Raw genomic sequence first — 23,595 nt, forward strand, 5'->3', positions numbered from 1 at the left:
GATTGCAGATGCCCGCAAACCGTCGCGGGCTCTTCAACCCGTTTATGGAGAAACTCGCCATGTCCAATGCTTCAGCACAGGTCGATGGCACGACCAAGCAGGTCCTTGAGCACCATCTCGGCGCTTTCGCCAAAGGTCTCGACGAGATCCTGAAAGACTACGACGGCAACTCGACGCTCACCACGCCAAACAAGACCTATCTCGGCGCGAACGAGATAAGCGGCTTTTTCAAGGCCTTTCTCGATAGCGCCGATCCTGGATTCTGGTCAGCGTTCAAGATCACAAGCATGAGCACGGCTGGCGAAGTGGCGTACCTCGCCTGGGAGGCGAAGCCGTGGGTAGCACTGGCTACCGATACGCTCTTCGTCAAGAACGGAAAGATTGCCGTTCAGACATTCACTTCCTTCTCTTCCTGACACTCCATCCGGCAAGTCGGCACTCACATTCTGGAAGCAACAAATTGGCCAAGATCATCCACGCCATGATCCGGGTTCACGACCTTGATCGATCATTGCAGTTCTACAAGAACGCACTCGGACTATCGACCCGTCATCGGCTCGATTTCCCGGAGTTCTCGCTGGTGTATCTGCGTAACGAAGAAAACGAGTTTGAGATCGAACTGACGTGGAACAAGGATCGTGGGGCCGCGTACACACGGTGATGGCTACGGCCACGTTGCGGTCGCCGTTCCCGATCTCGAGGCCGAGCATAGGCGCATGACCGGGCTTGGCATCAATCCCACCCCCGTAAAGGAATTCAAACGCGGCGATGAAATGCTTGCGCGTTTCTTCTTTATTCAGGACCCGGACGGCTACAAGATCGAGGTGTTGGAGCGCTCAGGCCATTACGTCTGACCCCTGCGGCGGCGTGCCGACTGCGCGGCTCCCTTGTCAGGCAAGGGTCGCCGCTGCGCCGAGCAGAGCCGCTCGACGCACGTCGCCCGGTGACGCGCCGTACCTTTCCTTGAAGGTCCGACAGAAGTGACTCGTGGAATTGAAGCCCCAGCGAAATGCAATCTCCGATATCTGCAACCGCTGGAAGGCGGGATCGGTGAGTGCCTGTTTGCAGGCGTGCAGGCGGCTGTTCAGGATGTACCCCGAAACGGTCATGTCGCTGCGCTGGAATAGCATGTGCAAATACCGAAGCGAGATGTTGTTGGCCTCCGCTATCCGGGTCGGATTCAGGTCTTCTTCATGAAGATGCTGGAGAACGAAGTCCTGCACCCGTCCGAGCATCGCCGCGCTCGCATCGAACATCGCCGAAGGCTGCTGGCCGGACAGGGCAATGCCAAGCAGCTCCAGTGTCGATCGGCTCACGGAGCCCTGGACGCGCTGGTCGAGGGCAGCGATTTCGTGGGAAAGTGCGAGCAAATGCACGGCCAACAGGGAGCCCACGCCGGTCCGGCTCTCGATCTTGCCGCCGGATGGCGGCTGCTTTCGCTCCGGCAGCCGCTCCCTCATCAGCGACCAGGGGATCATAAGGGTCACTTTGTGCAGGCGCTCGAGAACCTCGAACTGGACGACCTGGTCCGTCGTCCAGACGACCAGGTCGCCGGACGTGACCTCCACGCCCGCATCGCCGATCTTGAACCGTTCGCGCCCGCCAGTGGTCAGTTGCACACCGACGTATAGTTCATCGTCGCGTCGTACCTGCCCGCGTGTGCGCTGCCCAACGCACGGGTCGCATACCGTCTCGACGATTCCCGCGCCAGCAAAATCATGCTGCCGCACGTGCGCGTAAAAAGTCGCCGGCAAGCGCTGCGGCACTTGCCAGTTTCGGTAGCTCCGACTCAGGATGTCCTCCCAGGCGTCAGTCCGATCGTTCACCGGCACCTCGTCGCTCGACCACTCGGCGGACGGACTTTGCACGTTGCGTCTCCTGTCTCCAGGCGCTGCCGCCTTCTGCCAAGGCGGTTCGCGCACATTGCCACACTACACCTGATTCCACTGCCCGTCAGGCCGCGGCACGCCATCGATCCCGTCAAACCGACACTGCGCGGACCGCCCGCTTCGTGAAGTCAGCCTGTTTTGCGGCCCGCGTCACCCCGCAGTCACATTCGAATGCTTCCATAGCGTGCGAATTATTTCCGCGTATTACGGGCGATCTGCGTCGGGCCAATCCGCCTCGACTCAATCCGTCCTGCGCATTCTGCGTCCCCCCGCTTACCCGTCTCCGGAGCCGAACATGCCTTGCATTCGATCTGTTTCTGCAGTCCGCCGCATTTTCCATCGCACCACGCTCGCAGTCGCCGCTTATTGCCTCGCCGCCGGCAGCGCCATTGCGCAGACGCCGCCGAGCCCGGTCCCCACGCCCGGCTTCAGCATCAGCGTCTTCGCCAAGCCGCCCGCCGGGTCCAGCGCGCCTGACTCGCTCGCCGTGCTCGACAATCACATCTGGGTCGGCTACGCCAACGGCGGCGCGCCCGACGGTTCGGGCAACGCGCAAAGCCAGATCGTCGAATATTCGCGAGACGGCAATGTCCTGCGCAGCATCACGGTGGCGGGACACAACGACGGCCTGAAGGTCAATCCCTACACCCGTGAGATCTGGGCCGTGCAGAACGAGGATGCGAATGCCAACCTCGTCACGATCGACTCGTCGACGGGCCGCACCGCCCTCTATGTCTTCGGCAAGCCGCCGCACGGCGGCGGTTACGACGACATCGTCTTCAAGGACGGTCAGGCGTACATCAGCGCCTCCAATCCGACGCTCGATGCGAGCGGCCACAACAATGGACCGTCGATCGTGCGCGCGATCCTCGAGTCGAACGGCACGATCGACGTATCCGCGGTGCTGCCCGGCATGCCTGCAGCGAGCGACATTCCGTTCGGCACAGTGAAGCGGCTGAACCTGACCGATCCGGACTCGATGACGCTGACGCCGTCGGGCGATGTGCTGCTCGACGATCAGGGCGACGGGCAGCTCGTTCTGTGGCGCGCGCCGGGCAGCGACCCGCAATTGCAATATCTGCCGCTGCTCGGCAACGTGCAGGTCGACGACACGGTGTTCGCCACTTCACATAAGGGCTACATCCTGGTGTCGGACACGAAGGCCAACCTCATCTACAAGATCACGGCCGATGTCTGGCAGAAAGACGCGGCGTTCTCCGCGTCGACGGGCGTGGCCGCTACGAGCACCACGCCGGCGGTGCCGGCCTATGTCGGTCAGCTCGATCTGCACAGCGGCGCCCTGCTCCCGCTGGTGACCAATCTGCAGAGCCCGCACGGCATGGCCTTCGTCTCGACAGACGATCAGTAATCGAGCGTTGGCGTCGTTTCTCGCGCGCTAGTCACGCATAGCGCGCGAGAAACATGTCGGCGGCAGATTCCGCTACTTTCTTTTGTTCGCTTTTGGTGAGGCGCGGCTGCCCCATCGTCACCTGCGGCCAGAACGCAAACGCCTTCACGAGCCCCTGCAACTGGTGCGCGGCGAATACCGGGTCCGATGTCTTGAGACGGCCATCGGCCGCGGCCGCGCGCATCCACACCGTCAAGTCTTCCTCACGCTCGCCGAGGCGCGCCACCATATCGCGCGCGCGCTCCGGCGAATGAATGCCCGCCGCGATCGCCACGCGTGCAAGCGATAGAAATGCCTCGTCGTTCATGAGACGCAGCTTGCGCATCAGCAGGTCGAGCAACTGCGCGCGCAACGGCTCGTCGGCCCGATAGCCCCGCGCGTTGCCCGTTTGGCTCGCGTCCCATAGCTGGTGCAGGATCGCTGCGAACAGCGCCTCCTTGCTCGGGAAATGGTTGTAGACGGTGCGCTTGGAGACGCTTGCGCGGGCCGCGATGCGGTCCATGCTGGTCGCGTCGAAACCGGCCGCGCGGAATTCCTCGATGGCCGCGTCGATGATGGCGACGCGCTTTCGATCGGTCAGGCGTTGGTGGGCAGCAGTCGAATCCATCGGGAAATTTTACACCGTGCGGTTTACTTTTCCAAAAAATAAACTACACTGGCCGGTGTACTTTCCATCTAGGTTCGTCATCCATGACATCGCTCCCTGGTTTCATCAGTCGCGCTTTGGGTCTCACGGCCGCGATGCGCGGACGCGCGTCGAGCCGCTCGCACTCGTCCCCGCAGCACGACGGCGAGCGCTTTCGCAACGTCAAGCCGCGCCCTGCCGAAGGCTTCGGCAAGACTTTGAGCATTGCTTGGAACGTGCTCTTCAACAAGCCGCGCGGCACGGCGCCGGCAGGGGCGCTGCCCGTCGATGCGCTGACTCGCGAGCAGCTCGTTGCCGCGCCGGACCGCAGCCTGTACCGGCTCGGGCACTCGACCCTGCTGCTCAAGCTGCGCGGCCAGTTCTGGCTGACCGATCCGGTGTTTGCCGAGCGCGCGTCGCCGTTCCGGCACGTCGGTCCGAAGCGCTTCCACGCCCCGCCCATCGCGCTCGCGGATCTGCCGCCGCTTGCCGGCGTGATTCTGTCTCACGACCACTACGACCATCTGGACCGCGAAACCGTGCTCGCCCTCGCCGCGACGACGAGCGTGTTCTTGACGCCGCTAGGCGTCGGCGACCGGCTGATCGAATGGGGTATCGACGCGGCGCAAGTGCGCCAGCTCGACTGGTGGCAGCACGCGGAGATCGGCGGCTTGGCGTTCACGGCGACGCCTGCGCAGCACTTCTCCGGACGCAGCCTGTTCGACGGCAACAGCACGCTGTGGGCGTCGTGGGTGATCGTCGACGGCGATTTGCGCGTGTTCTTCAGCGGCGACACGGGCTACTTCGACGGCTTCAAGACCATCGGCGAGCGCCTCGGCCCATTCGACGTGACGCTGCTCGAAACGGGCGCCTACGACGCTCAATGGCCGTACGTCCACATGCAGCCCGAAGAGACCGTCCAGGCCCATGTCGATCTGCGCGGCCGCTGGCTGATGCCGGTTCACAACGGCACGTTCGATCTTGCGATGCATCGCTGGCAGGAGCCGTTCGAGCGCGTGACGGGACTGGCGGCAGCCCGCGGCGTCGCGCTCGCAACGCCGCGCATGGGCGAGCGGCTCGATCTGGCCGCGCCGCTTCGTGGCGAAAGGTGGTGGCGCGAGATCGCCGAGACCGCGCAAGCGCCGAAGACGCCCGCGCGCTGGCGCATCTGCCGCAATGCCGGACAGGCGAATCCCTAGTGAAATCATTAGTGGTCCAGATCGATGACCAGGATCCCGCGGACAGGGAGCGCTTCGAATTCCTGATCGCGCGCCGCTCGAACCACGACGCTCGATAGCGGCAATGAAAACCGGTGCTGCGCAATGGGCAACCCGCAGCACCGGCGAGCAACCCGCTCATCACGCTTTTAAAGCCAGCGCGATCTTCGATGAGCCGGGGGCTTAATCGCGCTTGGGAATGTTGATTCCCTTCACCACGGCCGGGCGCTCGAGAAACGCTTCCAGCGCGCGCGCGACATGCGGAAAATCGGCGAAGCCGACTATCTCGCCCGCCTCGTAAAAACCGATCAGGTTGCGAACCCAAGGAAACGTGGCGATATCGGCGATCGTGTAATCGTCGCCCATGATCCAGCGACGGCCAGCGAGCCGCCCGTCGAGGACGTCGAGGAGACGCCGCGACTCGGCGACATAGCGGTCGCGCGGACGCTTGTCCTCGTACTCCCTGCCCGCGAACTTGTGGAAGAAGCCCACTTGCCCGAACATCGGGCCGATGCCGCCCATCTGGAACATGAGCCACTGGATCGTTTCGTAGCGGCCTGCAGGGTCCTTGGGAATGAACCGTCCGCTCTTGTCGGCCAGATAGATCAGGATCGCGCCCGATTCGAACAACGCGAGCGGCTTGCCGTCCGGGCCATTGGGATCGAGAATCGCCGGAATTTTATTGTTCGGATTGAGCGACAGGAATTCAGGCGACATCTGGTCATCGGTATCGAAGCGCACGAGATGCGGTTCGTACGGCAGCCCGGTTTCTTCGAGCATGGCCGACACCTTGATGCCGTTAGGCGTCGGCAGAGAGTAAAGCTGGATGCGTTCAGGGTGTTGCGCGGGCCATTTGGCCGTGATCGGAAAGTCGGAAAGGTTGGTCATGCGCGGTCCTAAGGCAGGTAGCAGTCGCAAGCATTTGCATTTCGAAGCCGGCGCGGAAATAGCGGCGGACACCATGCACTGCTGGATTCTACCTGCCCCGGATTTGTCCTGCTTTCCGACACCAGCCCGCTGCACCCCGCAGGATGCCGCGGGCTGGCGTGCGTGCTTATTGACCGGCGTCGAGCGGCAGCCGCCAATCGGTAATGTTCGGCACGTTGTTGTCGTCGACGGCGGCGAAATGGACGAAGTCGTCTTGCGCTTGCCCGAACGCGAGACCAAACGCGCCGCCTTGTGCCGGGTCGACCGAGAGCTGCGCGACGAATCGGCCTTCCACCGTGAATTCGGTGATCTCGCTCGGATGCTTGGCGTCGCCGTTGATGGCGTCGCCATTGGCCGTGAAGAGATGTCCGTTCGGGCCGAGCGCCAAGGCAAGCGGGCCGTGCAAGTGCGTCTGGTCCGCGTAGACAACGACGCCTTTGCCGCCGTCGTGTTGCGTATCGCCCGCGCCGAAGACCGCGACGATCGCATTGTCGACCGTCGACGCCACGTACAGCACGTCCGCCCGCGGATCGTACGCGAGCCCGGTGGGCCCGACCACGAGCGCATTCGGATCGCCGCGATGCGGGTAGCCGGAAGCCACCTGTGTGCTGCGCTCGAGATGAACGCCGTTAGTGTCGATGGTGACGTCGAGACGCACGACGGTCCCGTTGAGCACGTTCGACACGAAGATCTTGGCGCGATCGCCCTGATCCCAAATCGTCAGGTCCCACGGGCCATCGATACCGGCCGTTGCAGGTGTCCACTGCGCAACGAGGTTGCCCGTGCGGTTGAGCACCAGCAGCGCGCCGGCTTGGATCGGCGCAAACGTGCCGTCGGTCGTCGGCACGTTGCCCGCCAGCACGAAGGAAAATCGGGTGAGCAGTAAACGACCGCGAAGGCGGCTTTATTCCGTCAAGACCCGTGTCCGGATCGCGATTGGGTGAAACCCCTCAGCCCAAAAGCGGCTGCAGTTCCCTCACGCTCTCCTTCAACTCGCGCTCGAGCTGAGCGACGAGTTCCGCCGCAGGCAGCGACCTCGCGAGCGCGGCGGCCTGTCCCGCCCACTGCGCGCCGTATCCGAACTCGCCCTTCGCCTTGGCCGCGGCATGCAGCGACTTTCCTGCGTCATAGGCGATCGGATATTCGGGCGTCTTCGGCGCGTTTGCGTCGCTGGCGAGTTCGGTGAACTTGTTGACCATGCTCCGCGCGATCCGCCCGGAGATGCCCGAGGTAAACGTCGTGCGGCGTGCCGCATCGCCAAGCAGCGCGCGACGGTAGCCATCGTCGATCGAGGTTTCCGGGCAAGCCACGAACGCGGTGCCGAGTTGCGCCGCTTGCGCGCCGAGCGCGAGCGCCGCCGCGATGCCGGCGCCGTCCATGATGCCGCCGGCGGCAATGACGGGAAGCGAAAACGCTTTGACGAGGAGTCGCGTCAGCGCAAACGTGCCCAAGCGGTCGTCGAGCGCAGGATCGAACACGCCCCGATGGCCGCCCGCCTCGATACCTTGTGCGACGATCGCGTCGACACCCGCCGCCGCGACCTGCGCCGCCTCGTGAACATTGGTCGCTGCGCCCAGCAGCTTGATGCCGGCCTTCTTCAGATCGGCGATGACCTCGGCGGTCGGCAAGCCGAAGTGGAAGCTGACCACCGCGGGCTTTTCTTCGAGGAAGACCTCGACCATGTCGGGGTCGGCCAGGAAGCTCGTGTAGATCTCCCACAGCGAAGCGGGCGGGGTCGCGCCGTATTTCTCGAAGTGCGGCGCAAGCCACTTCAACCACTGGCTTTCGACCGCTTCGTTCGACATTGCTGGACTATGGCAGAACACGTTGATGTTGAAGGGCTTCGCCGTCAGCGCACGCGTCTCTTTGATGACCTTGCGGGCGCCTTCGGCGTTCATCGCACCGACGCCGAGCGAACCGAGCCCGCCCGCATTCGACACGGCGGCGGCCAGCGCAGGCGTGCTGACGCCCGCCATCGGCGCCTGGATGATTGGCTTTTCGATGCCCAGCAAACGCAGCAGCGTTCGATTGTCTGTCGGGTGAGTCATTTCGGTTCCTCTTCAAATGGGTTGGGTCGCAGATGGGCCAGGGCCTGTTCACGCTAATAACAGGCCCTAGGCCTCGAGCTTCAGCATCAGGAAGTCCACAAAGCAGCGCACGCGCGACGACAAATGCCGGCCGTGCGGGTAAAGCAAGTAGAACGGCCGCGAACAACCGCCATAGGATGCGAGCACGACTTTGAGCGTGCCCTCCACGATGTCTTTCTCGACAATGAAGCGATAGGTCTGGAAGACGCCTGCGCCGTGACGCGCGAGCGTTACGCCGGCAAGCGCGTCGCCCGACGACCCATAGCCTCCGTGCGTGACGAGTTCGACGGACTCGCCATCGCGCTTGAACACCCACGGCAGGTTGCGGCCGGTGCTCGGCAACGCGAACTGGATGCAGTCGTGGTGAGCCAGATCGTCCGGCGAGTCCAGCTTGCCGCCTCGCCGCAGATAAGTGGGCGACGCGACGACGACGATCTCCGCATCCTCGAGCTTGCGCGCAATGAGACCGGAATCGCGCGGCGCCCGCCCGCGGATCGCCAGGTCGAACCCTTCTTCCGCAAAATCGATGTTGCGATTGCTGAGGTGCGTTTCCACCGTGACCTCGGGATAGCGTGCGCGAAAGTCTCCCAGCAGCGGCAGGACGCGGTAGTGGCCGTACGGCGTCGGCATGCTGACGCGCAGCAGGCCGGCGGGCGTGGTCTGTTGCCCGGTTGCTTCGCGCTCCGCATCCGCGAGCTGGTTCAATGCCTGCCGGGATTGCTCGAAGTAGCGCCTGCCCAAATCGGTAAGCCGGATCTGCCGCGTGGTCCGCACGAAGAGCCGCGCGCCGAGCCGCTCTTCAAGGCGCGCCACCGCCCGGCTGACGGCAGCCGGTGTGACGCCCGCCGCGTTGGCCGCAAGCGTGAAGCTTTCGAGTTCCGCCGCCAGACAGAACAGTTCGATGCTGCCCAGCACAAGATCTTCAAATTGACGCTGCATGGCCGTCGAATCCCGTTCGATGTCGTTCTTCACGGCGCGGCTATCGATCGGCTTCGTTTTCGCGCGCAACGCGAATCCCGGTGCCGACGGCTCGAAGCAGCGCCTCGTACGCACCGCTACTGTACGCCGGGCGCGCGATCAGATAGGTATCGACGGTGGCGATTTGCCGGGTCCGGACATTCAGCGGGGTGCGCCGGAGATCCAATACCGACTTCGGACAAAGGGCGAAACACGACCCTGCGGCCACACAGGCGAGCATCGTGTGGTACGACGCCAGCTCCATCACCTTCCAGCCGGTCTCCTGCTCCGCATCCCGGATGCCGAGCCACCGCTCGAGCACGCTTCGATAGCTGCAACCCTTGGAAAAGGCAGCCAGCGTTCTTACGTGGATGTCCTCCGGACATTCGACGGGTGGGTGATTGGGCGGCAGCACCAGCAGCATGTCTTCCGTGCAAGCGCGCGTTGCGCTCAAGCCGCACTCGGCAAACCTGCCGCCCACGCCAAGAATATCTTCCATGCCTGCGCCGGCGACGAACGCGCAGTCAAGGCGGCTCATCAGCACGTCGTCGACGAGCGAGCAGGAGGTGCCGATCGAAATCTCGAGTTCGACCTGCGGCCAGCGGCTGTGGTAGACCGAAAGCAACGAAGGCAGGCGCGCCGCCGCGGTGCTTTCCAAGGCGCCGACGCGCAACACGCCAGCGGGCTGATCCGAACTCATCGCGTCGTGACGTTCGACTGCACGCGCGCGAGATGTCGAGCCGCGCGCGTGATGCTCTGCGCGCCAGTGACGGCGCAAAATATTTCCGGCGATGAGAAGTTCATGTTGCTCTCGGTCAGGTTCTCACTCGGAGATCGTCCTGACGAGAATGTTCTTTTTCTGCGAACGTCCGGTCAACCGGTTGGCGGGAAAAACACTTGTGACTCGCAGGAAAAACCCGTCGAGCAGACAAAGCGTTTTTCCTTCGATGAAACAAAGCGGCGGCGAAATCCCGCGCCGCCCAACGCTCTGCCGGATCCGCCTTACTTCGCCGTCGGCATCGCGAACTCAGCGCCCTTTTCGATGCTCTCGGACCAGCGCTGCATGATCGACTTCTGCTTCGTATAAAAGCGCACGCCCTCTTCGCCGTAGGCATGCGTGTCGCCGAAGAGGCTGCGCTTCCAGCCGCCGAAGCCGTGCCACGCCATCGGCACCGGAATCGGCACGTTGATGCCGACCATCCCGACTTCGATGCGATGTCCGAACTCGCGGGCGATGTGGCCATCGCGCGTGAAGCATGCGACGCCGTTGCCGAACTCGTGTGCATTGATCAGATCGACGGCTTCCGTGAAATCCTTGACGCGAACGCATGCGAGCACCGGGCCGAAGATCTCTTCCTTGTAGATGCGCATCTCGGGCGTGACGTTGTCGAACAGCGTCCCGCCGGTGAAGAAGCCGTCCTCGTGGCCGGCAACCTTCAGGCCGCGGCCGTCGACGACGAGCGTCGCGCCTTCCTTCACGCCCTGCGCGACATAGCCTTCGATGCGCTCCAGCGCTTGCCGCGTCACGACCGGGCCCATTTCGGCGTCGGCTTCCATGCCGTTCTTGACGACCAGATTGCGGGCGCGCTCCGCGAGCCGCGGGATGACCTTGTCGGCCACATCGCCGACGAGAAGCGCCACCGAAATGGCCATGCAGCGCTCGCCCGCCGAACCGTATGCGGCGCCGATCAATGCGTCGACGGCCTTGTCGAGGTCCGCGTCCGGCATCACGACCATATGGTTCTTCGCGCCGCCGAGCGCCTGAACGCGCTTGCCGTGCTTCGCGCCCGTCTCGTAGATGTAGTTGGCGATCGGCGTCGAGCCGACGAAGCTCACCGCCTTGACGTCCGGATGGACGAGCAGCGCGTCGACCACCGCCTTGTCGCCCTGAACGACGTTGAAGATGCCGTCGGGCAGGCCCGCTTGCTTGAGCAGGCCGGCCATGAAGAGCGACGCCGACGGATCGCGCTCGCTCGGCTTGAGAATGAACGCGTTGCCTGCCGCGATCGCGACCGGGAACATCCAGCACGGCACCATGCACGGGAAGTTGAACGGCGTGATGCCCGCGACGACGCCGAGCGCCTGACGCGTCGTCCAGTTGTCGATGCCCGTGGAGACCTGCTCGGTGAAGTCGCCCTTGAGCAGTTGCGGAATGCCGCAGGCAAATTCGATGACGTCGATGCCGCGAGCGACTTCGCCTTGCGCATCGGAAAATACCTTGCCGTGCTCGGCGGTGATGATGGCTGCGAGTTCGTCACTGTGCTTGTTCATCAGCTCGAGGAAGCGCAGCATCACGCGAGCGCGCTTGATCGGCGGCGTATCGCGCCACTTCGGGAACGCGGCCTTGGCGCTTGCCACCGCCGCGTCGACGTCGGCCGCTTCGCCCAGGAGCAGCTTGCGGGCCCGCGCGCCGGTCGCGGGATTGAAAACGGGCTGGCTGCGGGTTCCGCTGCCGCTCACGCGCTGGCCATGGATGTAATGCACGACGTCGGCGCTGTCGTTATAGGCTTGCATGTCGATTCCTTTGGGTGAATGGTCGATGTACGCAGTGTAGAAAGCGGCGGCCCGGCTGGAAAGACGCTACCATTGAACTCATTGTTTAGCCGAATGAACAATGAGTGTATGGATACTCAAAAGATCGAAGGTCTCTGGACGCATCTGCATTGGCTCGCCATGCTCGCCGAGCAAGGCAGCTACACGGCGACGGCGTCACGGCTGGGCGTCAGCAAGGCGGCAGTGAGCCAGCGCATTTCCGAGCTGGAACGCGCCGCCGGGATTTCGCTGGTGCAGCGCACCACGCGCAGCGTCCGGCTCACGGAGGCCGGACAGCGGCTCGTCGACAACACGCGCGGCCAGTACGAGCAGATCGCGGCGAGCTTCGCGACCGTGCGGGAATTGGCGGGCGTGGCGCGCGGGCTCGTGCGCGTCACGGCGCCCGTCGCGTTTGCGCGGCAACAGTTGCTGCCGAAGCTGTCCGGGTTCTTGCGCGCGAATCCCGAGATTCGCGTCCAACTGGAAGTTTCCGACAGGCTGATTTCCCTCGCGGTGGAGGGATTCGATCTCGCGATTCGGCACAGCGCCGCCGCGCCCGATACGCACGTCGCCTGGAAGCTCTGCGAAACCCAATCGGTGATCGTTGCGACGCGCGCCTATCTGCGCAAGCGCGGCACGCCCCGGATTCCGCAGGATCTATCCGTCCACGACTGTTTGTTCTATCCACGCTCGACAGGAGCGCCGATGTGGTCGTTCGAACGCAAAGCGGCGCGAAAGACGGCCGCCACAACGGTCTCGCTGCCCATCAACGGTCCGTTTTCCGCCAACAACAGCGAAACGCTGCGCGACGCGGCGCTCGACGATCTCGGCATCGCCCTGTTGCCGGATTTCACGGCTCAGGCGGCCGTCAAAGCCGGCAAGCTGGTCGTGCTCTTGCCCGAATGGCGCGTCACCGGCACGTTCGCGGAGCAGCTCTACATCCTGCGCCCCTATACGTCCCACGTGCCGCGTGCGGTCGGAGTCTTCGTCGCTTACCTTCGCGAGCACTTTGCCGAAGGCTTTCCGGTGTAAGCGTCCAAAAGTCACCAGCCAAACAGGCTGCGCCGGCGATGCGCTGTCACGCCTGATAGTGGTAGCGACAGGAGATGATGCTGATCTGGAAATCGTCCGCGTCGTACACGAGGCGGTTCGTATCGTCGATGCGGCGCGACCAAAAGCCGGAGAGGTTCGCCTTCAGCGGTTCCGGCTTGCCGATGCCTTCGAACGGCGTGCGCTGCGCCTCGCGAATGAGCTGGTTGATGCGCTTGAGGGTCTTGCGGTCCTGCCCCTGCCAATAGACGCAATCGTCCCACGCATCGGGCGTAAAAAGCACGCGGCGCACGCTCATTCCGTGTCCTCAGTGAGCTTGCGTTCCTTTGCCTTGCCCTTGCGCAACTGCGCAATCGAGCGCTCGAGGTGGGCGACGTTGGCCGGCGAGCGAAGCAAATGCACCGTCTCCATCAGGCTGTCGTAATAGTCCTGCGACATGATGACGGCATTCGGCGCATCGCGCCGCGTGATGAGCGTCACGTCGGCATCGTCGACAACCTGATCGATCACGGTTTTCAGGTTGCCGCGCGCATCCGAGAAATGAATGGTCCGCATTCGATCACTCCATATGTACTTTAAGTTGTACAAGTATAGCGGACCCGGCCAGGCATGTACAGCATCTGGTACATGTCCGTCGACCGCGAACCAGATAGTGGGCACGGCCGGCATACGCAGCCGCTTCTAACCGTGCGCCCGATTTATTCCTTCGACTCAACACTGTTTGTCTCCGCCGGGTATTCGAACTTGGCGGGCACACGCTTAGATTTAGCACTCATCGGAGCTGCGAGCCCGATCAGATCCAAAGCTAAATCAACTGACTTCGAGGTTTACTATGAGCAATTCGCAAAAAGTCGCCGTCGTTACCGGCGCATCGCAAGGCATCGGCGCAGAAACGGTCAAGGCATTCCGCAAGCTCGGCTATAACGTCGTAGCAACGGCGCGCAGCATCCAGCCGTCGGACAACCCCAACATCGCGACCGTGGCGGGCGACATCGCCGACCCGGCCACCGCGCGCCGCGTGATCGACGAAGCCGTGAAGCGCTTCGGCCGCGTCGATACCCTGATCAACAACGCCGGCATCTTCATCGCGAAGCCGTTCACCCAGTACACCCCCGAAGACTTCGCCGCGATCACCGCCGTGAACCTGGCGGGCTACTTCTACATCACGCAGCTCGCCGTCGCCGAAATGGAAAAGCAAAAGAGCGGCCACGTGGTGAACATCACGACGACCTTGGTCGAACACGCCATCGACGGTGTGCCGTCAGTGCTGGCATCGCTGACGAAGGGCGGCCTCGCCGCCGCCACGCGCTCGCTCGCGATCGAGTACGCCAAGCGCGGCATTCGCGCGAATGCGGTCGCGCCGGGTGTCATCAAGTCGCCGATGCACCCGCAGGAAACGCACGCGGCGCTCGGCGCCCTGCATCCGCTGGGCCACATGGGCGAAATGAGCGATATCGTGAACGCCATCCTGTATCTCGATTCGGCGCCGTTCGTGACGGGCGAAATCCTGCACGTCGATGGCGGTCAGATCGCCGGCCACTAAGCATTCGACGAGGAGCGCTGCTTGCCGGCGCTCCATTCATCCCCATTCATCCATCGCGATCAAGGAGAGCGAGATGCGTATCGTCACGATTCAGGTGACCCGCGAGGGCACCCAGCCCGGCGCCGATTCAGTTACAGCAGACGAAAAAGCGCAACTCATCAAGGGCGTGAGCCATCTGCTGCTCGACGTGCTGAACAAGCCGCTCGAAGCCACCTTCGTTGTCATCCAAGAGGTGGAAACGGAAAACTAGGGCTGGGGCGGACTACCGGTTCCCGAGTATCGCAAGCAGCGAGGACTGAAGTAGGTCCCACCGTTCGGACGTCCCGCGCCGCCGGGCTCGGATGACCTGCAAAAAAATACGTTTTGCCATGAAGCACTGATTTCAGTTTATGCTCCCCATGGCATGCGCTTGAGCATCATTCGATGAAGGCATTGCTTACTGTTCTCGAAGGATCGCGAAGACCGCTGCCGCTGCCGCTATCGCTGCCACCACTGAACAGGAGAACTCGAGAATGACCGATAAACCACTTACGCTCGGCATCGATCATGTCGGACTGACCGTGCGCGACCTGAGCCTCACGCGCGACTTCTTCGTCAATTGCCTGGGCTGGAAACAGGTCGGCGAGAGGCCCGCGTACCCCGCCGCTTTCGTTTCGGACGGGCACGTGATGCTGACGCTCTGGGAGGTCACGAATCAGGACGAACGCGTGGAGTTCGACCGCAAGACGAACGTCGGCCTGCATCACCTCGCGTTCCGTGTGGGTACCGAAGAAGCGTTTAAGGAGATCTTTGCGCGCGTCTCCCGGTGGCCGGGCGTCCAGGTCGAGTTTGCGCCGGAGAATCTCGGTGAAGGGCCCAAGCAGCACACGATGGTCTATGAACCGGGCGGCATCCGCCTCGAGTTCGATTTCGATCCGCGCATTCAAGGGGCGGCCTGACGCCCTCGCAAGGCGCACCGGCACGATCGCGATTCACTTCGGTCCTGCGTTTCAGCGGGACGCTTCCCGAAGACAGATGCGCAAGTCCATCAGCTATCAAATCCCGCGATAGCCCTATCGAAACAAACCGTGCATCGCCCTCCGAATCCGTTGCTAAAGTGATCACATCGCAGTGAGGCAGCAATCGGATCGGAGGTTGGCGATGGATCAGCTTTACCTATTGAGGGCGTTCGTTGCGGCAGCTCGGCTGCGCAGCTTCAGCAAGGCAGCCGCCTCGCTCGGCGTCACGACTGGCTCCATTTCGAAAGCGATCGCCAAACTCGAAGCGGCAATCCAGACCCGAGTGCTTCACCGCACGACACGATCGGTCACGCTGACCGAAGAAGCGCAATCCTATTACCTCAGCTGCTGCCGGCTACTAGAGGAACTGGACGAGGCTAACCGCCGAATTACGCAGGAAAGGGAAGTCGACAGCGGCAAGCTTCGCCTCGTGGTCCACCCGATGTTGGTCAGCGAGACGTTCTCGAAGTTTCTGTGGAGCTATCGCGCAATCGCCCCGCACGTGAATCTTGTGGTGTCGGTTCAGGAAGGCGCGGTCAACCTCTTCGACGGGCACTTCGACATGGCGATTCTCCCGCCTCACCAGGTGGAGCAATCGGCAGCGATTCGCAGAACCTTGTCGAAGTCCTCCGGGGTCTGGGTCGCTTCTCCGGGATATCTTCGCAAATACGGCACGCCTGCCCGCGCCGCCGACCTCGCCGCGCATTTCTTGCTGCTACTGCCTCAGTCGCGACAGCGCGGCACGAATTTCATCGAGCTGCTCGAGAACGACGAACCCGTGAAAGTGATTCCGAGGTCCTCCATGGACGGCAATGAAGTGCTCCTGCGCGCTGCGGCGCTGACGGGCACCGGTATCGCGGAACTGCCGGAAGCGATGGTCCGCGAAGATATTGCGATGGGACATCTGATCCCCGTGCTGCCCGGCTGTTCGACCTCGGACGGCAAAGTCGAAATCTGCTTGTTCTATTCGCATCGGGAACTGCTGCCTGCGCGGTTCAGGACGTTCGTGGACTTTTGCACGGAGTTCTTCCGCCGGGACAGTTCCAGCCGGCGCCCCGAAGCGGGCGCTGCGCTCGCGGAGAAAATCGGCAGCTTGATTGCCACAGCGATTCCACTTGAAAACTCGGAGATCCTGTCCGAACGAACGAGGCCGCCTCTGTCTATGCGGCCGTCGGCCGCTTGAGAAGCGGGATCATCGCCATCATGATCGAGCTGACGATCAGCAACATCAGGTAGGCGTCGAAGAATCTGACCGTCGAGTCGCGCAGAAGGCCGAAGCTCAAAGGGCCTAACGCCGCGATCATGTAGCCCACGCATAAAACGAACATCGTCCATAGTCATCCCAGTGGTCAGTTGCTCTACGCGACGTCGGGCTTGATGCGAGCCGCAGCCGATACAGGGGTTGAATCTCGACTACCGGTCCGAGAAAGTGGGGGGCAGCTCAAGGACGTCAATACGCTTGTTTATCAAGGAAACCGGCCATACGTTTCGGCATTGGGTTCAACAGGTGCGCCTGGCCGAGGCACTGAATAGATTGGAGCACGGAGAGTCCATCGCCAATGCAGCGAACGCGCTGGGGTATGCCAGTCCGAGCGCATTCGCCGCGATGTTTCGCAAGACAATGGGGCAATCGCCGACGGACTATTTGATGGATCGTGCGTAAGGGGCCGCACTACCGCAAACGAAGCCGCCAGCAGAAGTTCACGCTGTCGTCGCCGACGCCTCTCTTTGCTTTGCCCATTTATCGAGCACCGCGCAGCCGATCAGAAGCGCGCCCGTGACGAAGAACACGTAGCGCATGCCGAAGTGCACGCCGATCGCACCGCCGATCAGCGGACCGATTACCTGCCCTGCGTATTGCGACGACTGCAGATATCCCAGCATCTTCCCCGATTCGCGCTCATGCACGGCATGGCGCACGAGCTTGGCGATGGACGGCAACAGCCCCGCCAGCGTCATGCCCATCAGCCCGCGCAGGGCGGCGAGCTGCCACCATTCGGTGACGAAGGCCTGCGGAATCATCACGAGGCCCGTCGCCACGAGACAGCCGATGATGACATTCCAGCCGCCGATACGGTCGGCCAGCGCACCGAGCCGCGCGGCCATCAGCATGCTGCCGAACGCGGAGCATGCCATCACGATGCCGGCGACCGTCGCGAGCCGGTTATGAGCAACGCCCAACTGTCCGATATACACCGTGATGATCGGCTCGATCGACATGTTGGACAGCAGCACCATCGTCGCGGTCACGAGCAGTGCCGCAAGCGCCACGTAATTGCGCGTTCCGCCGACGGCCGTTCCCTGCACCTTCTTCGCCTTGGGTTCCGGCCTTTGGCTGAAGTCTTCGCGGACCAGCGTAAGCGTCAGGATCGCAGCAACGGCAATCATCCCGCCGCCGGCGAAAAAAGCGCCGCGAATACCGATCAGATTCGGAAGCACACCGCCGATGAGCGGCCCGACGAGATTACCGGCAAGCACGCCTGTCGAGAGCACGCCCAGCGCCCAGCCCGAACGCTCGGGAGGCGCCTGCGTGCCGATCATCACAATCGCAGCCGACGCGTATCCGCCGATCAAGCCGGCGGCGAATCGCAACGCCACCAGCTCATAGATGTTGTGCGCGAGGCCGATCGTCGACATGACGATCGCCATGCCGACCGCTGCGCGAACGAGCATCGGCTTGCGCCCATAGCGATCGGCGAGTTGCCCCCAAATCGGGGCGGTGAGCGCCGTACCCAGGAATGTGACGCCGAATGCCACGCCGGACCACTGCACGACCGCGGACGTCGACGTGACACCAAGTTGTTGAACGTAAAGCGGCAAAAACGGCAGCAGCATGCTCAAGCTGACCAGCGTCGTAAATGAGCCGAACACACAGACAATCAGGTTCCTTCGCCAATACTGCGCGTTGCGCGCCGCGTAAGTGACCTTCTCGGCATGCGGCACTGCCGATCGCGGGAGGGTGGTGGTGGCGTTTTCCATTGCAGTTGCGGATATCACTGGGCGCTAATGATGGAGCGCGGGCACACAGGAAGGGTTGCGAGATCGTTTCCTGCACTAGAAGAATCATTAAGGAGCATTCTAGAGACGGGGCGCGGAGAAATCGCTACCCCCCAGGAACAAATGCTTTTCCTGGCCGGGCTAGTCGACGGCTTGATGGATCGAGCGGAAACGCTCTATGGAACGACCGGACGGACCTCGCCTAGGCCGCGACCATGCGCGGCCCGAACTCCGAACGCGCGACATCGACAAACGCCCGCATTGCGCTCGACACATAAGCGTCGTGCCGTCGAATGAAGAGCGTTGCGACCTGCGCCTTCTCAGGAGCGATCGGATGAACGGCGACGAGATCCTGTCCCGCCGCGTTCGCCACTACGCCGCGAGGCAGCAACGTGATCCCGATACCGGCTGCAACGCACGCGACGATCGCGTCCAGCGAGCCGAATTCGAGCGGCGTGGCGGTGAGTATTCCCATTTCGGAAAGCAAAGTCTCAAGCCGCTGACGATACGAACAACCGAGGCGAAAGACGATCGTCTTGAGATCCTTGACCGACCGGATCGACTCCAGCGAGCGCAAGGTGCGCGGCGTCACCAGCACCAATTCCTCTTGAAAGATGGTCTCGGCATGCAGGTCCGGATGTTCTACCGGTCCGGCGACGAACGCGCCGTCGAGACGGCATTCCGCGACATCTGCCGTCAGGCTGCAACTGGTGCCGGTGGTCAGCGACAACTGCACCTGCGGATGCATTCTTGCAAAATTGCTCAGGATGGGAGACAGGCGCAGCGCCGCCGTGGTTTCGAGGGTTCCTAATGCGAGCGCGCCGCTAGGGGGGCCGTCATCGAGCGCGGCGAGCTTGGCATCCGCGACGAGCTTCGCAATACGCGCCGCGTACGGCAGCATCCGCTGCCCCGCCGGCGTCAAGCTCACGCCGCGCACGTGCCGCTGAAAGAGCGCAACACCGATTTCCCGTTCCAGAGACCGGATTCGAGCGGTCACATTCGACTGAACGGTATGAAGTTCGGTCGCGGCCCGATTCATGCTTCCATGACGAGCCACTGCCTCGAATACCTTGAGGTCGGCAACATCCATGCTTTGCACCTCGAACTGGCCGCCCCTGGCAAAGGCGGCCAGCGATTGATCGAACGAGAACTCCGCTTAGACGAGCGTCAGCGTCACGTCGATGTTGTTGCGCGTCGCGTTCGAATAAGGACAGACGACATGCGCCTTGTTGATCAAGTCCTGCGCGGCGTCGCGCGCCATGCCGGGCAGCGAGATTTTCAGCTCGACTTCAATGCCGAAACCATTGGGAATCGGGCCGATGCCGACGTTGCCGTCGATCGACGCATCCGCGGGCATGGCGATTTTGTCGCGCGCGGCGACGAACTTCATCGCGCCAATGAAGCATGCGCTGTAACCGGCTGCAAACAACTGCTCGGGATTCGTGCCATCGCCGCCCTTTCCGCCCAGCTCCTTTGGCGTGGTCAGATGCAGATCGAGCTTGCTATCGGGAACCACCGCACGGCCGTCGCGGCCTCCGGTGACTTGCGCGTGAGCGCGGTAGAGAACCTGTTCGATCGACATTACAAACTCCTTCAGAGAGGATTTAAGTATCCCGCACCGCAAGAGATACCTAAAAGTTCAAGGACTCGGGTCGCCACGCCAGCCGCGCAATCAGCCCGTCTTCACCGCTTGAAGTCTTCGCCGTTGATGCGGCTGGAAACGCTGATATTTTCAGCCGGATGTTCATGCACGATGACATTGATGATCTTCGGATCCGATCCGATCCGATCGAGTCGTGCGTGACCTGGATGATATCCCGGATGAGCTGTTCGCGACGTGCTGGCGACAAACCCGCTTTGATGTGGCATTCGATAAAAGGCACGATGAGTCTCCAATCTGCTCATCCGTCCCTCCGTACCGCATGCCGCAAGATATAAGGGCCATGCCGATCTCCTAAGCTCCAGTATCGACTATTGAATCCCCGGATGTTTCGCAGGGTACTTTGCAACTGGACTGACCTTCGCCAGGAGTTGCATCAACTCCTCAACCGAGTGTTCCTCCAGCATTGAGACCCGATCGACGATCCGGCCTCGAAGCGCTTCGTCTGCGTATGGCTCGCTCAACCAGTGGAATTTTTCGACCGTGCGTTCCCACGTGAACGGATTGTCGAGGCCGCCTTCGAAGCCCGCGTGCTCCTTCGAGAACACGCGGCCGTCCTTGCATTTGATCGTCACTCTCGCGTTCAAGGCTTGCGGGTACTGAGCCGAGAATTCGGCGTCCGGACGCACGGTGACCTGCTTGAGCAATGCCTGCGCATCGGCCGCCCGGACGCGCTGCGGTTCAAGCTGAGCCGGGCCCACTTGAGCGTCGAGCAGCGCCGCGGCGATCAGATACTTAAGGTTGTAGTCGGCTTGTTCCTTCGTCTGCGGATCGTCCTTCGGGCCGAAGCCGCCGCCGCCCGCGATGTCGTATCCGGTCTGGAAAATGTCGCAGAGGACCTCACTCACATCCTCGCTCTTCACGCCGTGCTTGCGCTTGAGTTCGAGCGTCGCCTCGAGGACAGGCTGGCCGTGAATCAGCGAACAGTACTTCTTCATGACAGTCTGATGAACGATCTCAAGCCGCCGATCGTCCCAGTCCACGTCGAGCGGCTGATCGAACATGCGAACCAGCCCGTTGGGCCCTTCGAAAAGGCGAAGCGGGCCCGTGAAGCCGCGTTTCGCAAGCGACGCGGAGTAGACGGCTCGCATGCCGGTCATGCCGGGCGAGAAGCCTTTCCATTGCGATACCGGCTCGGAGTGCACGCACGAAAGCGACACGTTGTCGACCGTCGCGATCGCAATCGCGTGCGCGATTTGATCGGCATTCAAGCCGAGCAGCTTGCCCGATCCGGCCGCAGCCGATATCGCCAGTTGAATCGCATGATTGAAGCCCTTCGCCATGACGGGGACGATTGCCGTGATACGGCAGCCGATCTCATACGCGACAGCGAGCGCCAGCATGAAATCCTCCCCGCTCGCCGACGCATGATCCGCCGCGGCCAGGATCGTGCCGAAGTTGTCGCTCGGGTGACACAGACCGCCTGGCGACATGTAGCTGTCGAGAAGATCCACGTAGCGGACGAGGCTCGTGTTGTACAGCGCTGCCTGATCCGGCGACGTGCTGCCGCCGCCGATCAATGTGCACGATCCCGAACCGCGATACTCGGCGAACTGCCCCCTAAGCGCCTTGAATGGCGCGCCGGGCAACGCGGCGATTGCGCATCCCAGGCTGTCGAGAATGTTTCGTTTGAAGACCTTGCGTGCATCGAGCGTGAGATCAGGGGCGTGCGCATCGTAAGCAAACTTGCCGATACGCTGGGCGGTAGTGGGTGTGCTCACTTGGCGGATTTCCCAGGAAAAGCCGATGTGGAAAATTCGCACTGTTCCGAACGAAGATCAAGCGAAGGGTTTGCATAGGGATATCAGTTTCGGAGATAGCCTGCTTGTTGCTTCTCGAGAGACCCCCGCGGAGGCACGCTCATCCCTGTTCGCGCGCGGACTTGACGAGATTGTTGCGCAGCGTGACGATCGCCCTCTGAATCTTGGGGAACTCCTCGGGTGCCAGGCCGCAGGCCTCGACGATGTCCATGGTCAGGCCTTTTTCGCGCAGGCGCCGCCCGGCCTTCGTCAGGCCGACGAGCACCTGACGCTCGTCCTGGGGATCGCGCTGTCTATGCAGATAGCCCATTGCTTCCAGCTTCTTCAGGATCGGCGTGAGCGTGTTCGATTCGAGAAACAGCTTTTCGCCGAGACCGCCGACGGTCTGATTGTCTTGCTCCCACAGCGCAATGATCGTGATGTATTGCGTGTAGGTGAGGCCAAGCTCGTCGAGAATCGGCTTGTATGCCTTGCCGAAAGCGAGATTCGCCGAGTACACGGCGAAGCACAGGAAGTCCGACAGCCTCAAGGCTGCCGAATCTGCGTTTTCAGTGGATTTCATCTGTGTCCTCGTTCATCAACACTCGGTGAGAGTTTTCCGAAGGACACATTATATAGATCGGATGCGATTTAGTCGCAAGTGCGTGATATCTGGGGCCAAGCGCTTGCCGTATCTCGATCAGCCGGCCAAATCCGCTGGCGAAAACGGACTATGCATGTCCATCCAGTCATACGAATCGGTGTGGTGCGCCCACGCCCAATTCCTGGCAGACGCTTTCGTGTCATCAATCGTTTGCGAGCTTTCGCTCGATTTCGATCTTGCGTCGCGCCGGACGCTCGTCCCGCCTTGGGCCTCGGTATTCAGGTAATTCGAAGCGTTGTATTTCATCGTCCTTTCCTCTGCAGAATCTGCCATGACGTCGAACCGATGACGTCGTTGTTTCCCTCAATGCAATCCGCGCTCGTACCGCCATCGAAGCTCGCGTCAGCGTCGGCGCCGGCGTTGGGCCTTGACGTCGGCACCGCCGTCACCGCACATCAATCGTGCTCCAGCGCCTCGCATTGCACCGACGCTGCCACCAGCTCGGCAAAGCGTTCCAGCGCGGTAATCGAGCTGTGCACCGTGCGATATTCCTGACGCCCGATCTTGGCGTCGAGGACAATCGTCATTCCGGATTTTCGCGCCAATTCAAGGATGTCCATGTGAGGCTCCCCGCCGAAGATATCTGTGACTGAAATAGCAAGCCAAAGCCAGCAACCCATGTCACTAAGATTAATCGTCCTGCGCAGTACATCAATGGAGCGGAGCAGAATTCACTTTTCCCGGATTGAGAACAATGAGGGCGGGACACGGACGCTGCGCGCCGCGATGCGAGCGGCGCGCGAACGCGGCTTACGGATGGGCGTAAACCGGACCGAGCCCCGCCATTTCGGTTTGCGCCGCTCGCGAACCGGAAGCCGACGTCGCATCCATCTGCGCACCGTAGGAAGTCGCGGCGACGCTGTTCTCCGCGCTGATGCGCGCTTCAGCGGCTTCAATGTTCTTCGGATACTGGGTGTGATCGCTGGCCGGGTTGTAGCCGGCCTTCTGCAGTTGAACCAGTTCCGCGCGCACTTCGGCACGGGTAACCGGTTGGCTGGACTGCGCAAACGAAACAGCGGGAATGGCAACGAGAGCCGCAACGACGAGCGATTGAACAAGTTTCATAATCGGTACCTCAAGAGAGTAAGTTTTGCGAAAACACCGGTTTGCGCTTTCGGCGATCGAGGTGGCATCGGATTGCCGATGACTCGAACGCACAGTCAGCAGCAGTCCTGGCGTTGATGTATTTGAACGCTCTGAAGTATCTGGCTTATGTCTGGAACACCGGCGTTGTGCAATGTTTTGTATTCACCCGCCGCGCAGACACATTGCGATACAGACATGGGCCGCGCTCGCGGATTC

Annotated in this window: 29 protein-coding genes and 1 pseudogene; 10 read left to right on the forward strand and 20 right to left on the reverse strand. The window is 62.1% G+C overall.

Features of this window, described 5'->3' with window-relative positions:
* Positions 1-8 precede the first annotated feature (8 nt).
* Complete coding sequence (locus J3489_RS11390) at positions 9-416, forward strand: nuclear transport factor 2 family protein (RefSeq protein WP_242539941.1); 408 nt, start codon at positions 9-11, stop codon at positions 414-416.
* Between the two features lie 44 nt (positions 417-460).
* Positions 461-854, forward strand: a pseudogene (locus J3489_RS11395) (VOC family protein).
* A gap of 36 nt (positions 855-890) precedes the next feature.
* On the opposite strand, the gene J3489_RS11400 reads toward J3489_RS11395, so the two are convergent.
* Positions 891-1,868 (reverse strand): helix-turn-helix domain-containing protein, encoded by a 978-nt coding sequence (locus J3489_RS11400; protein WP_206997914.1) that lies wholly within the window; start codon positions 1,866-1,868, stop codon positions 891-893.
* 316 nt (positions 1,869-2,184) lie between these two features.
* Between J3489_RS11400 and J3489_RS11405 the strand changes: the two genes are divergently transcribed.
* Positions 2,185-3,258, forward strand: a complete 1,074-nt coding sequence (locus J3489_RS11405; RefSeq protein ID WP_206997916.1) for a hypothetical protein — start codon at positions 2,185-2,187, stop codon at positions 3,256-3,258.
* Positions 3,259-3,289: 31 nt separating this feature from the next.
* On the opposite strand, the gene J3489_RS11410 is transcribed toward J3489_RS11405, so the two are convergent.
* A complete protein-coding gene (locus tag J3489_RS11410; protein ID WP_206997918.1) occupies positions 3,290-3,904 on the reverse strand; it encodes a TetR/AcrR family transcriptional regulator in 615 nt (204 codons plus the stop codon).
* 83 nt (positions 3,905-3,987) lie between these two features.
* On the opposite strand from J3489_RS11410, the gene J3489_RS11415 reads away from it, so the two are divergent.
* A complete protein-coding gene (locus J3489_RS11415) occupies positions 3,988-5,121 on the forward strand; it encodes an MBL fold metallo-hydrolase (RefSeq protein ID WP_206997920.1) in 1,134 nt (377 codons plus the stop codon).
* 201 nt (positions 5,122-5,322) lie between these two features.
* On the opposite strand, the gene J3489_RS11420 is transcribed toward J3489_RS11415, so the two are convergent.
* The 7 genes from J3489_RS11420 to J3489_RS11450 form a co-directional block, all read right to left on the reverse strand.
* Positions 5,323-6,027, reverse strand: coding sequence for a glutathione S-transferase N-terminal domain-containing protein (locus tag J3489_RS11420; RefSeq protein WP_206997922.1), 705 nt, complete (start codon positions 6,025-6,027; stop codon positions 5,323-5,325).
* Between the two features lie 166 nt (positions 6,028-6,193).
* The gene (locus J3489_RS11425; protein WP_206997923.1) at positions 6,194-6,913 is read right to left on the reverse strand and encodes an NHL repeat-containing protein; all 720 of its coding nucleotides are present in this window, start codon (positions 6,911-6,913) and stop codon (positions 6,194-6,196) included.
* A gap of 103 nt (positions 6,914-7,016) precedes the next feature.
* Complete coding sequence (locus tag J3489_RS11430) at positions 7,017-8,114, reverse strand: NAD(P)H-dependent flavin oxidoreductase (RefSeq protein WP_206997925.1); 1,098 nt, start codon at positions 8,112-8,114, stop codon at positions 7,017-7,019.
* 66 nt (positions 8,115-8,180) lie between these two features.
* Positions 8,181-9,092 carry a LysR family transcriptional regulator gene (locus J3489_RS11435; RefSeq protein WP_206998078.1) on the reverse strand — a complete coding sequence of 304 codons (912 nt, stop codon included), beginning with the start codon at positions 9,090-9,092 and terminating at the stop codon, positions 8,181-8,183.
* A gap of 40 nt (positions 9,093-9,132) precedes the next feature.
* Positions 9,133-9,810 carry a LysR substrate-binding domain-containing protein gene (locus J3489_RS11440; protein WP_206997927.1) on the reverse strand — a complete coding sequence of 226 codons (678 nt, stop codon included), beginning with the start codon at positions 9,808-9,810 and terminating at the stop codon, positions 9,133-9,135.
* Positions 9,807-9,914 (reverse strand): LysR family transcriptional regulator, encoded by a 108-nt coding sequence (locus J3489_RS38475; protein WP_206997929.1) that lies wholly within the window; start codon positions 9,912-9,914, stop codon positions 9,807-9,809. The genes J3489_RS11440 and J3489_RS38475 overlap by 4 nt, the downstream gene beginning before the upstream one ends.
* A 198-nt stretch (positions 9,915-10,112) precedes the next feature.
* Positions 10,113-11,624, reverse strand: a complete 1,512-nt coding sequence (locus tag J3489_RS11450) for a CoA-acylating methylmalonate-semialdehyde dehydrogenase (protein WP_206997931.1) — start codon at positions 11,622-11,624, stop codon at positions 10,113-10,115.
* A gap of 108 nt (positions 11,625-11,732) precedes the next feature.
* Here J3489_RS11450 and J3489_RS11455 point away from each other — a divergent pair, with 108 nt between their 5' ends.
* A complete protein-coding gene (locus J3489_RS11455; RefSeq protein WP_206997933.1) occupies positions 11,733-12,674 on the forward strand; it encodes a LysR family transcriptional regulator in 942 nt (313 codons plus the stop codon).
* A 46-nt stretch (positions 12,675-12,720) separates the two neighbouring features.
* Here J3489_RS11455 and J3489_RS11460 read toward each other — a convergent pair whose 3' ends face one another.
* Positions 12,721-12,990 (reverse strand): Txe/YoeB family addiction module toxin, encoded by a 270-nt coding sequence (locus tag J3489_RS11460; protein ID WP_206997934.1) that lies wholly within the window; start codon positions 12,988-12,990, stop codon positions 12,721-12,723.
* Positions 12,987-13,247 (reverse strand): type II toxin-antitoxin system Phd/YefM family antitoxin, encoded by a 261-nt coding sequence (locus J3489_RS11465; RefSeq protein ID WP_206997935.1) that lies wholly within the window; start codon positions 13,245-13,247, stop codon positions 12,987-12,989. Before J3489_RS11465 ends, J3489_RS11460 begins: the two co-directional genes overlap by 4 nt.
* A gap of 277 nt (positions 13,248-13,524) precedes the next feature.
* Between J3489_RS11465 and J3489_RS11470 the strand changes: the two genes are divergently transcribed.
* The 4 genes from J3489_RS11470 (at position 13,525) to J3489_RS11485 (ending at position 16,416) form a co-directional block, all read left to right on the forward strand.
* Positions 13,525-14,235: an SDR family NAD(P)-dependent oxidoreductase gene (locus tag J3489_RS11470; protein WP_206997936.1), complete on the forward strand. Its 711-nt coding sequence runs from the start codon at positions 13,525-13,527 to the stop codon at positions 14,233-14,235.
* 73 nt (positions 14,236-14,308) lie between these two features.
* A complete protein-coding gene (locus J3489_RS11475; RefSeq protein WP_206997937.1) occupies positions 14,309-14,485 on the forward strand; it encodes a tautomerase family protein in 177 nt (58 codons plus the stop codon).
* Positions 14,486-14,747: 262 nt separating this feature from the next.
* Entirely contained in the window at positions 14,748-15,173 is a 426-nt protein-coding gene (locus tag J3489_RS11480) for a VOC family protein (RefSeq protein ID WP_206997938.1), read from the forward strand.
* A gap of 202 nt (positions 15,174-15,375) precedes the next feature.
* Positions 15,376-16,416 (forward strand): LysR family transcriptional regulator, encoded by a 1,041-nt coding sequence (locus J3489_RS11485; protein ID WP_206997939.1) that lies wholly within the window; start codon positions 15,376-15,378, stop codon positions 16,414-16,416.
* On the opposite strand, the gene J3489_RS11490 is transcribed toward J3489_RS11485, so the two are convergent.
* Positions 16,394-16,546: a hypothetical protein gene (locus J3489_RS11490; protein ID WP_206997941.1), complete on the reverse strand. Its 153-nt coding sequence runs from the start codon at positions 16,544-16,546 to the stop codon at positions 16,394-16,396. The two genes, J3489_RS11485 and J3489_RS11490, sit on opposite strands and share 23 nt — an antisense overlap.
* Before the next feature lie 116 nt (positions 16,547-16,662).
* On the opposite strand from J3489_RS11490, the gene J3489_RS11495 reads away from it, so the two are divergent.
* The gene (locus J3489_RS11495; protein ID WP_309491365.1) at positions 16,663-16,896 is read left to right on the forward strand and encodes a helix-turn-helix domain-containing protein; all 234 of its coding nucleotides are present in this window, start codon (positions 16,663-16,665) and stop codon (positions 16,894-16,896) included.
* Positions 16,897-16,934: 38 nt separating this feature from the next.
* Here the strand turns inward: J3489_RS11495 and J3489_RS11500 are convergent, their stop codons facing one another.
* The 8 genes from J3489_RS11500 to J3489_RS11535 all read right to left on the reverse strand — a co-directional run bounded on the left by J3489_RS11500 (position 16,935) and on the right by J3489_RS11535 (position 23,358).
* On the reverse strand, positions 16,935-18,212 hold the full coding sequence (locus J3489_RS11500) for an MFS transporter (RefSeq protein WP_206997943.1): 1,278 nt from the start codon (positions 18,210-18,212) through the stop codon (positions 16,935-16,937).
* Positions 18,213-18,432: 220 nt separating this feature from the next.
* A complete protein-coding gene (locus tag J3489_RS11505) occupies positions 18,433-19,320 on the reverse strand; it encodes a LysR family transcriptional regulator (protein WP_206997945.1) in 888 nt (295 codons plus the stop codon).
* Positions 19,321-19,386: 66 nt separating this feature from the next.
* Positions 19,387-19,812, reverse strand: coding sequence for an organic hydroperoxide resistance protein (locus tag J3489_RS11510; protein ID WP_206997947.1), 426 nt, complete (start codon positions 19,810-19,812; stop codon positions 19,387-19,389).
* Positions 19,813-19,913: 101 nt separating this feature from the next.
* Positions 19,914-20,135: a hypothetical protein gene (locus tag J3489_RS11515; protein WP_242539943.1), complete on the reverse strand. Its 222-nt coding sequence runs from the start codon at positions 20,133-20,135 to the stop codon at positions 19,914-19,916.
* Between the two features lie 66 nt (positions 20,136-20,201).
* On the reverse strand, positions 20,202-21,611 hold the full coding sequence (locus J3489_RS38560; RefSeq protein ID WP_206997949.1) for an MmgE/PrpD family protein: 1,410 nt from the start codon (positions 21,609-21,611) through the stop codon (positions 20,202-20,204).
* A gap of 139 nt (positions 21,612-21,750) precedes the next feature.
* Positions 21,751-22,212 carry a MarR family winged helix-turn-helix transcriptional regulator gene (locus J3489_RS11525; RefSeq protein WP_206997951.1) on the reverse strand — a complete coding sequence of 154 codons (462 nt, stop codon included), beginning with the start codon at positions 22,210-22,212 and terminating at the stop codon, positions 21,751-21,753.
* 476 nt (positions 22,213-22,688) lie between these two features.
* Complete coding sequence (locus tag J3489_RS11530; RefSeq protein ID WP_206997954.1) at positions 22,689-22,853, reverse strand: hypothetical protein; 165 nt, start codon at positions 22,851-22,853, stop codon at positions 22,689-22,691.
* 190 nt (positions 22,854-23,043) lie between these two features.
* The gene (locus J3489_RS11535; RefSeq protein WP_206997955.1) at positions 23,044-23,358 is read right to left on the reverse strand and encodes a DUF4148 domain-containing protein; all 315 of its coding nucleotides are present in this window, start codon (positions 23,356-23,358) and stop codon (positions 23,044-23,046) included.
* Positions 23,359-23,595 lie beyond the last annotated feature (237 nt).

The organism is Trinickia mobilis (assembly GCF_017315705.1).
In the GTDB taxonomy this organism is placed as follows: domain Bacteria; phylum Pseudomonadota; class Gammaproteobacteria; order Burkholderiales; family Burkholderiaceae; genus Trinickia_A; species Trinickia_A mobilis.